The following is a 10,859-nucleotide window of genomic DNA, read 5'->3' as shown; positions in this document are numbered from 1 at the left end:
CAGACCTTCCTGAGCTTGCCGATCTCGGAAGGCACGTGCAGACCTTTCGTCATGGCCTCCTACCTTTCTTTCGGGCCTTACTGGCCGAATGTATCAGCGCCCCTCCGTATGGGACGCTGCTTGCTGACAGCTCTAGTTATATCCAAAAACCACCTGCAATTCCACCTCGCCCCCGAACGGTCAGCAAAGTGCGATGAACGGTATATCGCATATGATTCCCCCATGATGCACTTCGGTTCTCTAAAGCAGGTTTTCAAAGGTAAATGTTCTTTTTTCTAAGGAATTAAGCTAGATTGCACAAATATTTTCATGTTTAGGAATTGCATAGCTAAAACGGTTTTCTGCATATATATGTCGTTTGTCCATGATTCAATTTGGATTCGATTATATTCAGCTCGCAATCATTCTTATTCATACATCCTCACCAGTTGAGTATGGATATAGATTGTTTCCAAACGAGTTGGACAGTTAGTTGCATGCCTTGGCAGCGTAAGAAGTAGGTAAAGATACCGTTCACGCGATACGTCCGTGCCAGCGGTCGACTAAATTGAGACAATAGTGAAAAGTGTTAGGCTACCGTCCTCTGTGGGGACTGAACGGACAGATGCATATGCCGAGCAAAATCGAAAAGAAGCAAGCCGCCGCAAAGCTGCGCAAACCGCCGCGCGACTTCTCGTACACGCAAAACCGAGAGCTTAGCTGGCTGCGCTTTGACAACCGCGTGCTTGACGAAGCCTTCGATGAGACCGTTCCGCTGTTCGAGCGTCTAAAGTTCGTGTCGATTTTCGAGTCCAACCTCGACGAGTTTCTCATGGTGCGCGTGGGCGGCCTGTCCGATCTGGCAGAGCTCAAAAAACAACCTGTCGACAACAAGAGCAATATGACCGCCTCCGAACAGGTCGATGCTGTCATGGCCGAAATGCCCGGGCTCCTTACCCGTTGGGAGTCCATCTTTAAGAGCATCGAGGGCAAGCTCGACACCTTGGGCGTTCACCGCGCCCGCATCGATTCGCTTACGCCCGAGGAGCGCACCTTTGTAACCCGCTACTTCCAGGCCTACGTGTCGCCGGTCATCTCGCCGCTGGTCATCGATCCGCGCCACCCCTTCCCCAACCTGCGCAATGGCGCGCTCTATCTGGCCTGTGGTCTGGACGGCGCCACCGACGAGGAGAGCCTGCTGGGCCTTATCGAGATTCCCGCCTCGATGAACCGCGTGGTCGAGATCCCCTCGCCCACCGGCACCTACTCCTACATCTTGCTCGAGGACGTCATCCTCGCCTGCCTGGACAGCTGCTTTGGCTCCTATAAGCCGCTGGATCGTGCGCTGATCCGCGTCACCCGCAACGCCGACATCGATCCGGACGGCGAGGGCGTCGAAGAGGAAGAGGACTACCGCCAGCACATGAAGCGCATCCTCAAGAAGCGCCTGCGTCTGCAGCCGGTAGTGCTCGCGGTCTCGGGGTCGCTCGAGAAGGCAACGCTCAAGACCATCCGCAAGGCGCTCGAGCTTTCGCGCCGCTCTGTCTTTACCTGCGATATCCCGCTCGACCTGGGCTACGTCTTTGGCATTGAGGGCAAGATTCCCGAGCACCTGCGCAACGAGCTGCTCTTTACGCCGTTTAAGCCGCAGCCCAACCCCACCATCGACATGACCCGCTCCATCCGCGAGCAGGTGCTGCAGCACGACAAGCTGCTCTTTTATCCCTATGAGGCCATGAACCCGTTCTTGGACCTGGTGCACGAGGCCGCCTATGACCCCGAGTGCATCTCGTTGCGCATCACGCTCTACCGCGTGGCCAAGCAGAGCCGCCTGTGCGAGTCGCTGATCGATGCCGCCGAGAACGGCAAAGAGGTCACGGTGCTCATGGAGCTCCGCGCGCGCTTTGACGAGCAGAACAACATCGAGTGGGCCGAGCGCCTGGAAGAGGCCGGCTGCACCGTCATCTACGGCTCCGAGGGCTTTAAATGCCACTCCAAGATCTGCCAGCTCACCTATCGCGAGGGCATGGCGCTCACCCGCCTCACGCTTTTGGGCACCGGCAACTTTAACGAGAAGACGGCCAAGCTCTACAGCGACTTTATGCTCATGACCGCCCATCCCGGCATCGGCGAGGACGCCAACCTGTTCTTCCGCAATCTGTCGCTGGGCAACCTGCGCGGCGACTACCGCTTCCTGGGTGTGGCGCCCGTCGGACTGAAACCGCTCATCATGCGCGGGCTTGACCGCGAGATCCAGCGCGCCCTTGCCGGCGAGCCCGCCCGCGTGTTCTTTAAGCTCAACTCGCTGACCGACCGCGAGGTTATCGACAAGATCGCCGAGGCATCGTGTGCCGGCGTGCGCGTGGACATGATCATCCGCGGCATCTCGTGCCTCAAGCCCGGTGTTCCGGGCAAGACCGAGAACGTGCATGTCCGCTCCATCGTCGGACGCTTTTTGGAGCACGCCCGTGTTTACGCTTTTGGCGTGGACTCGGACATGATCTATCTGAGCTCGGCAGACATGATGACACGCAACACCGAGCACCGCGTGGAGATCGCCTTCCCCGTGCTCGACCCCACCTGCCGCGCCCTGGTACACGAGTACATGGGTATGCAGCTGCGGGACAACGTGAAGGCCCGCAGCCTCACGAGCGACGGCACCTGGGTTCCCGTGGAACGTGCAGAGGGCGAGAAACCCTTCAACTCGCAGGAAGCCCTGCTGGAGCGTGCCTATCGCAACGCCGAGGCCGCGCCCGAGCCCGTCATTGAGGCGAAACCTGCCCCCGAGCCCGAGCCGCAGCCGGTAGCACCCAAGGTCCAAGAGGTCCAGGCGACCGTCATTGAGCCCGAGCCTGCACCTGCACCTCGGCCCGAGCCGCAGGTCACCAAGCCCGCACCCGAGACGAGTGCCCGTCGCGATAAGCCCGCTGGCAAGACCAAGGCCATCGAGCGCCATCGCCCCGGCCGCGTGCGCATGGGCCTGGGTCTGATCGGCCTGGGTCTTAAGACGCTCATTACCGGCAAGACGAAATAGTCGTTTGTAGAAGCAGTTTGTAGAAGCGCCCCGCATTTGAGGAAAGCCTCGGATGCGGGGCGCTTTTCCCTGCTACCATGGTGCGAACAACAACGCGAATGACAGGCAGGAATATGAAGCTCACTATAGAATCGATGACCTACGGCGCCGACGGGCTGGCGCACGCCGACAACGGCAAGGCCGTCTTTGTGCAGGGCGCCGTGGCAGGCGACACCGTCGAGGCCGAGGTCGTACAGGACGGCAAGTCGTTCATGCGTGCCCGCACCACCGAGATTCTGGAGCCAAGCCCCGATCGCATTCAGCCTCCCTGCCCCTTCGTGGGCATCTGCGGCGGCTGCTCGTGGGGCAATCTCTCACGCACGGCACAGCTCGCCGCCAAGGAGCAAAACCTGCGCTCCACGCTCGAGCGCATCGGCAAGTTCGCTCCTGAGCAGGTCGATGAGTTGGTACAGCCCATCTGCCACACCAAGGACGACTGGGGCTACCGCAATAAAATCGAGCTCGAACCGACCGTCGTCAACGGTCGCGTGCGCCTTGGCATGCACGGTGTCGACCCCAGCAAAATCGTGACCGTCGATACGTGCCCGCTGTTCGATAAGCGCTTCCCGAAGGCGCTCAAATCGGTCGTCGGCGCACTCAACTATCTAAGCGGCAGCCATGACTTGGGGCTCGAACGCGTGGGCATTCGCGCATCGCGCCGCACCAAGGCACTCGAGGTCGCACTCTGGACGCCCACAGGCTCTTTTCCGCGCTCGCAGGTCTCCCGCGTGCTGGCGGACGCCGCTCATCCCACGAGCATCGTGCGCGTGATGGGCAAGGGCGAAAAGAAGGCCCGTCGTGTCTCCAAGGTCGAAATGCTCGCCGGAGAGGGCTCATGGACCGAGAATATCGCCGAGGGTCAGATGCGCTTGTCTGCCCCGTCTTTTTTCCAGGTCAACACCAAGGGTGCCGAGATTTTGATCGATCTTGTCATGGAAGCGCTCGACCCGCAGGAAGACGAGCTTGCCGTGGACCTGTACTGCGGTGCCGGCACCTTTACCCTGCCGCTCGCCCGCCGCTGCGACTTTGTCGCCGCCGTCGAGGCCTACGGCCCCGCCGTGCGCGACCTGCGCCGTAACCTGGAGATCAACAAGCTCGATAACGTCGACGTCATTGGCGGAGACGCGGTGCGCGAGTTCCCCGACCAGGATGCCGACGTCTTGGTGGTCGACCCGCCGCGTGCAGGCCTCGCCCCCGAGGCGATCGACCTTATCGCCAGCACGAGTGCTCGCGATGTCGCCTACGTGAGCTGCGACCCGGCCACCCTGGCGCGCGATCTCAAACGCTTTGTCGAAGAAGGCACCTTCTCCCCCGTAAAGATCACGCCAGTCGACCTGTTCCCACAAACCTTCCACTGCGAGACCGTCGTCCACCTTAAGCGCAACTAGCCACTTAATCATTGCTCAGAAAAATCATTGGGAAATCGAGCGTGGCAAGCGGAGGTCTTCGGGGTATAAGACGGCTAATTGTATGCCGCCTATGAAAGGAACCCTCATGCCCAGCGTTGCCGTTCTCGCCGCCGATGGCTTTGAAACTATTGAATGCTTGACCATGGTCGATGTCATGCGTCGCGGCGGCGTACGTGCCACGCTCGTCTCGATCATGCCCACGCGTGAGGTCGTAAGTTCGCTGCAGATCCCCGTGACCTGCGATGCGCTCTTTGATGAGATCGACTTTGACGAATACGACTGTGTCGTGCTGCCCGGCGGCCTACCCGGTGCTACCAACCTGCGCGCCGATCAGCGCGTCTGCGACGTGGTCCGCGAGTTCGCCGCAACCAAGCACGTCGCCGCCATCTGCGCCGCCCCGTTTATCCTGGGCGAGCTCGACCTGCTCGAGGGGCGCCATGCCACGTGCTTCCCTGGCTTTGAGAAAAGCTTCCCCGAAGGCGCCTATACCGGCGAGAAGGTCACGCAAGACGGCAACATCATCACTGCCAGCGGCATGGCACAGTCACTCCCCTTTGCATTGGAGCTGCTGCGCACGCTCGCCGGCGACAAGGCCGTCGAGAAGGTTGCCGAGGGCATTCAGCTATGATTTTGGCTTCGCAATCACCGCGCCGCATCGACTTGATGCGCGAGGCGGGCTATGACATTCGCATCATTCCTGCCGATATCGACGAAACGCCGTTTGATGGCGAGGCCCCGCTTACGCTCGTTGAACGCTTAGCACGCGCAAAAGCCGCCGCCGTTGCCGCCGAGCATGCCGAGCCCAATGAGCTGACGGTCGCGGCCGACACCATCGTCACCTTTGACGGCAAGATTCTGGGCAAGCCGGCAACCGAGGACGAGGCGCGCACCATGCTCCGTGAGCTTTCGGGCCGCACGCACCAGGTCGCAACCGGCGTCTGCATCGTTAAGGCAGGCGATACGGCCGCCCCGCATGCCGCCGAGAGCCTGTCCTTTGTCGATGTGACCGACGTGACGTTCTACGAGCTCACCGACGAGCAGATCGAGCACTACGTCGCCTCGGGTGAGCCCATGGACAAGGCCGGCGCCTACGGCATTCAGGGCACAGGAGGACGCATGCTCGTGCACGATATTTCGGGCGACTTCTATAACGTGGTGGGCCTACCCATCGCCCGCGTCGCGCGCGCGATTCAAAAACTCTCGTAATTGCATCTGGCGCTGGGTATCCCCCGGCGCCTACAATTTTGGCGTACCGTACGGATCCCGACCGGGCACAAGGCGCGGCGGAAAACCGATAGGAGTTAAACATGGATACACTGCTCGAGGCCATTGACGTCTGCGATGTCGATGGCTTTTGCTATGGCAACTATACGGACGAGGAGGCCGGCACCGGTTGCACCGTAATCGTGGCACCCGAGGGCGCCACCGGCGGCGTTGACGTTCGCGGCGGTGCTCCAGCATCGCGCGAAACCGACCTGCTGCGACCCGAGAACACCGTCGACAAGGTCCACGCCGTCTGCCTTTCGGGTGGATCGGCCTTTGGCCTCGAGGCTGCAAGCGGCGTCGCTCGCGAGCTTGAGAGCCGCGGCATCGGCCTTCCCGTCGGCCCCACGCAGGTGCCCATCGTGTGCTCCAGCTGTATCTTCGACCTCGCCTATGGCGACCCGACCGTGCGCCCCGACATTGAGGCCGGCATCGCCGCCGTGCGCGAAGCGCTCGACCACACCCCCGCCACGCTCGAGCAGGGCAACGTGGGCGCCGGCACCGGCGCCACTGTAGGCAAGCTCATGGGGCCTGCCACCTGCATGAAGGCCGGCCTTGGAACTGCTGCCGTGGCGCTCGGCCCCGTCAAGGTGGGCGCCGTGGTCTCGGTCAACGCCTGCGGCAACGTCGTCGACCCCTTCACCGGCGAGTGGGTCGCCGGTATGCGCGCCGCAGCCGATAGCGACCAGATCGTCGACATGGAACTCGCAGCCTTTGCCGCCGCCGGATCCATGCAGATGCCGCTCGACCGCACCAACACCACCATCAGCTGCATCGTCACCAACGTGGAACTCACTAAGGCACAAGCCACCAAGGTCTCCCAGATGGCCGCAGACGCCTACGCACACGCCATCCGTCCCACGCACACCACCAACGACGGCGACACCATCTACACCCTCGCCAGCGGCAAACTGGGCGCCCAGGCAAGCGCCGCCGTTCCCCTAGACCTACTGGGCATGCTCGCCGTAAGGGCCCTACAGACCGCCATCGTAAACGGAGCCAAAACCGCCAAAACCTCCCACGGCATCCCCGGCGCCGCGAAGTAACCTCGCTCGACCGTCGGTCGGAGGCGGGCGGGCATTACGTTTGCTGCTCTACAGTCCTATGCGAGACGAAGGCCACATTAAGTGGCCTTCTTTGCATGCGGAACTCGCGACAAACGTAATGCCCGCCCGCCTCCGACCGACTACCAACTTAATTCTTTTCAGCCCAGGCCCCTGTGTACCGCGCGTCGAAGATCTTCAAATTCAAATAAACTGACAATCGATTCTTATAGCAGAGGCCCCTTGGCCTTTAGTTTGATACAAGTTCCGCACGAGCCGGAAAGCACTTAATGTGCTTTCCGTGCGAGCAGGACTGTTCGCAGTAGCAAACTAAAGGCCAAGGGGCCCAGTCAACCTATCAACAGCGATTACTCAGCAGCTAGTTGAATTTGAAGATCTTTGAGGCAAGACGGTATAGGCCGAGTGTGGTTTTGTCTCCGGCCCGTCCGCGCAGATTGGTGAAGAACCCGACCACGCCGTAGCGGGCACGACGATACATGCGCTCGTCGTAGGCCTTCAAATCATTCCACAGCATCTTTAGGCGCTCGTCGGCGCAATCTTCCTCGGAAAGCTTGGTGAGCACCGAGCAGATCGCCATCATCATGGTGAAGTAGCCCATCATGTACGAGCGCAGGCGCGACGACTCAACATCGCTGTACAGGTGGTACGACTCCATCATGATACGCGTAACACGGAACTGCTGGTCCAGACGCTTGACCATCGTTGCCTCGTTGACGCTCTGACCTTCGCGGCCGATAAAGTAGCGGTAGAGGTCGATGTCGGCGTAGTACATGGTCTTGCAACGCGGCAGTGGCACGTAGGCGTAGATGTTGTCCACATAGAACGTGTGCGGCGGCATGGGAAGGTTGGACTCGCGCAGCACATCCGTGCGATAGCACAGGCTGTGCATGAGTAGGTTCTGGTCCAGGCGGAAATGACCGATCTGATCCCAGGAAAAGATCTTTTTGCGCGGCAGGGCAAATTTGTAGCCAATAGCGGTATGCGTGCCCTCGTAAACCTTCTCGTACACGTAGTTCGAGATAAACAGGTCAACGCGCTGATCGCGCTCTTCAAAGCCACGCAGAATCGACAGCATAGTCGAAAGAGCCGCAGCGTCGAGCCAGTCATCCGAGTCGACAACCTTGTAGTAGGTGCCCTGCGCCTCGCGCAGACCCGAAAGGACGGCAATACCGTGACCGCCATTCTCCTGGTGCACCGCGCGGATGATTCCAGGATAACGGGCCTCCCACTCGTCGGCCTTGGCGGCCGTCTCGTCCTTGGAGCCGTCGTCCACCACGATAATCTCGATATCGGTGGCGTAATTGCTCCCCTCCAAGATGGAGGTGATGCAATGGTCCATGTCCTTGGCGGCGTTATACGAGGGAATACCGAATGTTATGACTTTATGCATGGCAGGCGATAATCTCATCCGAAAGATCGAGGGCGGAATTGGTCACAGCGTCCATATCGTAGTAACGATACTCGGCCAGACGACCCACCGGGTGGAAGTTCGTCAGGTTCTGGACGCGCTCAAGATAGCGCTCATAGAGCTCACGGTTCTCGGGCTCAAGAATGGCGTAGTACGGCGTCTCGTCCGAGCCGGGCGTATAGGCCTTAGAGTACTCCTTCATGATGGTGGTCTTGCCGGGCAGGATCTGACCGGTCATGTTCTTGAACTCGGTAATGCGCGTGTAGTCCTCGCTCGTGGTGTAGTTGACGGTGCCCACGGGCTGGAACTGGTCCATATCGAGCGTCTCGAACTTCATGTCGAGCGTGCGGTACGGTAGCGCGCCCAGATCGAGATTGAACAGCTCATCGAGCGGACCGGTGTAGACGATCTCGCCACCATAGACCTTGCCGTCGATCTTGACGGTAGTCTCGTCGATTTCAAAGAGGTCACGGGCGTCCACGTCGCAGAACACGTCGATCAGGTCGTGGTCGAGCATGTGCTCAAAGAGCGCCGTGTAGCCCTCCTGCGGCATGCCCTGGAAGGGAGCTTGCGGGAAGTAGCGGTCATCGTCGCCCACAAAGACGGGAACGCGACCGGTGATCGAGGGATCGATCTGGTCGGGCGTCTGGCCCCACTGCTTCATGGTGTAATGCAAAAAGACGTTCTCGTAGACGTAATCGGCGACCTCGGCAAGATCCGGGTCGTTCTTCTTGCGCAGCTCCATGATGGGCACCTTGACGTCCTTGCCAAAGGTCTCCACGAGCTTCTGATACAGCTCCTCGCCGCGCTCGTCGCCAAAGGCGAGCTTGAGGCTCGCGTGGTTAAAAGGCACGGGCATGAGGGTGCCGTTGATGTTGGCAAGCACCTTGTGCTGGTAGTCCGTCCACTTGGTAAAGCGCGACAGGAAATTGTGGACGCGCTCATTAAAGGTATGGTAGATGTGCGGACCATACTCGTGGACCAGGATTCCGGCCTCATCAGCGCAGTCGTAGGCGTTACCCGCAATGTGGCTACGGCGCTCCAGAACGGCAACACGATAGCCGATGGTCTCGGCGAGACGGCGGGCACAAACGGCACCGGCATAACCGGCACCGACGACAATCATGTCGTATGCGCCGGCGTTAAAGCCTTCAGGCAGGCCTGAGGTAATCTGCATCGATACTCCTTGTCAAAAGCCACGGGCTCGTTAGCTGGGCTTTTCTCGAACATTCTTCGAGACATATTTATCAGAGCGATTATAGCGCTAATGCGTCCTATAATGAGCTTGCCACACAAGGAAAGCTCAAGCACCGCGGCGAACATAATTGAAAGGTAAACCCGCTAGCAGCGGGTTTATTCGTGAACAGCCGGGCGCCTGGAGCTTAGCGAAACGCTTGTAAGGAGTAACATGAGCGATTTCCTAAACCGTATGAAGTCTGCCGCCAAGGCCGACCTTAAGACGATCGTCCTGCCCGAGGGCGAGGATCCGCGCACCATCGTCGCAGCCACCAAGATCATCGAGGAGGGCCTGGCAAAGATCGTCATCCTGGGTAACCCCGACGAGATCAACGTTCCCGGCGCTACCGTCATCGATCCGCGCAATGCCGAGAAGCACGAGGAGTACGCGCAGAAGTTTGCCGAGCTCCGCGCCAAGAAGGGCGTCACCATCGAGCAGGCTCGCGCCCAGGTGATGGACGCTACCTACTTTGGCACCATGATGGTCAAGATGGGCGATGCCGACGGCCTGGTCTCCGGCGCCTGCCACTCCACCGCCGACACCCTGCGCCCCGCGCTGCAGATCCTCAAGACCGCCCCGGGCACCAAGCTGGTCTCGGCCTTCTTCGTGATGTGCACCGACACCCCGCAGTTCGGCACCGACGGCACGCTGATCTTCGCCGACTGCGGCCTCAACATCAACCCGTCCTCCGACGAGCTCTCCGAGATCGCCATCGCCTCCGCTCACTCCTGGTCCACCTTCATGGGCAACGTTGAGCCGCACGTGGCCATGCTCTCCTACTCCACCATGGGCTCCGCTGGCGGCGAGGTCGCCAAGAAGGTCCAGGAGGCTGTGAAGTTCTGCAAGGAGAAGGCTCCCGAGCTCGCCATCGACGGCGACCTGCAGCTCGATGCCGCTATTATCCCCACCGTCGCCCAGCTCAAGGCTCCCGGCTCCTCCGTTGCCGGCAAGGCCAACGTGCTCGTGTTCCCCGACCTCGAGGCCGGCAACATCGGCTACAAGCTGGTCCAGCGCTTCGCCGGCGCCGACGCCTACGGCCCCATCCTGCAGGGCATCGCCAAGCCGGTCAACGATCTGTCGCGCGGCTGCTCTGCCGACGACATCGTGGGTGTCGTAGCCATCACCGCCGTCCAGGCTCAGATGGCTGAGTAGCAGACATACCCCCTCGGGGCCCTACAGGGTAAAGCTCTGAAAACGTCCTCGGACATGTCGGAAGCCCCCGCTGCGCACTACGTGCGGCGGGGGCTTCCTCCGTCCTGCGGAATGTTTTCAGAGCTTTACCCTGTAGGGCCCCTGCCGCTACGTGATGCTCAGGGAATCTGGGGTGGACGGCGGCTTGGCTACGAGCTAGAGCTGAGGATTTGAATGGATGGGTGTCGCTGCTGAGAGTGCAGGCGTTACTGGTGATGATCACTTTGGGACTGAA

8 protein-coding genes are annotated in these 10,859 nt (G+C 60.4%); 6 read left to right on the top strand and 2 right to left on the bottom strand.

Annotated features, from left to right (window positions below; all coding sequences use genetic code 11):
• Window positions 1-610: 610 nt before the first annotated feature.
• The 5 genes from ppk1 to ABHR76_RS01890 all read left to right on the top strand — a co-directional run bounded on the left by ppk1 (window position 611) and on the right by ABHR76_RS01890 (window position 6,770).
• Window positions 611-3,013, top strand: coding sequence for a polyphosphate kinase 1 (ppk1, locus tag ABHR76_RS01910; RefSeq protein WP_346976671.1), 2,403 nt, complete (start codon window positions 611-613; stop codon window positions 3,011-3,013).
• Between the two features lie 98 nt (window positions 3,014-3,111).
• Window positions 3,112-4,440 carry a 23S rRNA (uracil(1939)-C(5))-methyltransferase RlmD gene (gene rlmD, locus ABHR76_RS01905; RefSeq protein ID WP_346976670.1) on the top strand — a complete coding sequence of 443 codons (1,329 nt, stop codon included), beginning with the start codon at window positions 3,112-3,114 and terminating at the stop codon, window positions 4,438-4,440.
• Window positions 4,441-4,546: 106 nt separating this feature from the next.
• Complete coding sequence (locus tag ABHR76_RS01900) at window positions 4,547-5,089, top strand: DJ-1 family glyoxalase III (RefSeq protein WP_346976669.1); 543 nt, start codon at window positions 4,547-4,549, stop codon at window positions 5,087-5,089.
• Window positions 5,086-5,667, top strand: a complete 582-nt coding sequence (locus ABHR76_RS01895; protein WP_346976668.1) for a Maf family protein — start codon at window positions 5,086-5,088, stop codon at window positions 5,665-5,667. Before ABHR76_RS01900 ends, ABHR76_RS01895 begins: the two co-directional genes overlap by 4 nt.
• Before the next feature lie 101 nt (window positions 5,668-5,768).
• On the top strand, window positions 5,769-6,770 hold the full coding sequence (locus ABHR76_RS01890) for a P1 family peptidase (RefSeq protein WP_346976667.1): 1,002 nt from the start codon (window positions 5,769-5,771) through the stop codon (window positions 6,768-6,770).
• A gap of 376 nt (window positions 6,771-7,146) precedes the next feature.
• Here the strand turns inward: ABHR76_RS01890 and ABHR76_RS01885 are convergent, their stop codons facing one another.
• Window positions 7,147-8,178, bottom strand: coding sequence for a glycosyltransferase family 2 protein (locus ABHR76_RS01885; RefSeq protein WP_346976666.1), 1,032 nt, complete (start codon window positions 8,176-8,178; stop codon window positions 7,147-7,149).
• Complete coding sequence (gene glf, locus ABHR76_RS01880; protein WP_346976665.1) at window positions 8,171-9,373, bottom strand: UDP-galactopyranose mutase; 1,203 nt, start codon at window positions 9,371-9,373, stop codon at window positions 8,171-8,173. Before glf ends, ABHR76_RS01885 begins: the two co-directional genes overlap by 8 nt.
• Window positions 9,374-9,604: 231 nt before the next feature.
• Here glf and pta point away from each other — a divergent pair, with 231 nt between their 5' ends.
• Window positions 9,605-10,585, top strand: a complete 981-nt coding sequence (gene pta / locus ABHR76_RS01875) for a phosphate acetyltransferase (RefSeq protein ID WP_346976664.1) — start codon at window positions 9,605-9,607, stop codon at window positions 10,583-10,585.
• Window positions 10,586-10,859: the final 274 nt, after the last annotated feature.

The sequence above is a fragment of the Collinsella aerofaciens genome, from assembly GCF_039752985.1.
Taxonomy (GTDB): domain Bacteria; phylum Actinomycetota; class Coriobacteriia; order Coriobacteriales; family Coriobacteriaceae; genus Collinsella; species Collinsella aerofaciens_BT.
The sequence above is the reverse complement of the archived record's forward strand: the minus strand, read 5'-3'. Positions and strand labels throughout refer to the sequence as shown.

Bases quoted from the DNA above. Each gene is read 5' to 3' on its own strand.
- ppk1 (WP_346976671.1), top strand. From the start codon at position 611: ATGCCGAGCAAAATCGAAAAGAAGCAAGCCGCCGCAAAGCTGCGCAAA.
- rlmD (WP_346976670.1), top strand. From the start codon at position 3,112: ATGACAGGCAGGAATATGAAGCTCACTATAGAATCGATGACCTACGGC.
- ABHR76_RS01900 (WP_346976669.1), top strand. From the start codon at position 4,547: ATGCCCAGCGTTGCCGTTCTCGCCGCCGATGGCTTTGAAACTATTGAA.
- ABHR76_RS01895 (WP_346976668.1), top strand. From the start codon at position 5,086: ATGATTTTGGCTTCGCAATCACCGCGCCGCATCGACTTGATGCGCGAG.
- ABHR76_RS01890 (WP_346976667.1), top strand. From the start codon at position 5,769: ATGGATACACTGCTCGAGGCCATTGACGTCTGCGATGTCGATGGCTTT.
- ABHR76_RS01885 (WP_346976666.1), bottom strand. From the start codon at position 8,178: ATGCATAAAGTCATAACATTCGGTATTCCCTCGTATAACGCCGCCAAG.
- glf (WP_346976665.1), bottom strand. From the start codon at position 9,373: ATGCAGATTACCTCAGGCCTGCCTGAAGGCTTTAACGCCGGCGCATAC.
- pta (WP_346976664.1), top strand. From the start codon at position 9,605: ATGAGCGATTTCCTAAACCGTATGAAGTCTGCCGCCAAGGCCGACCTT.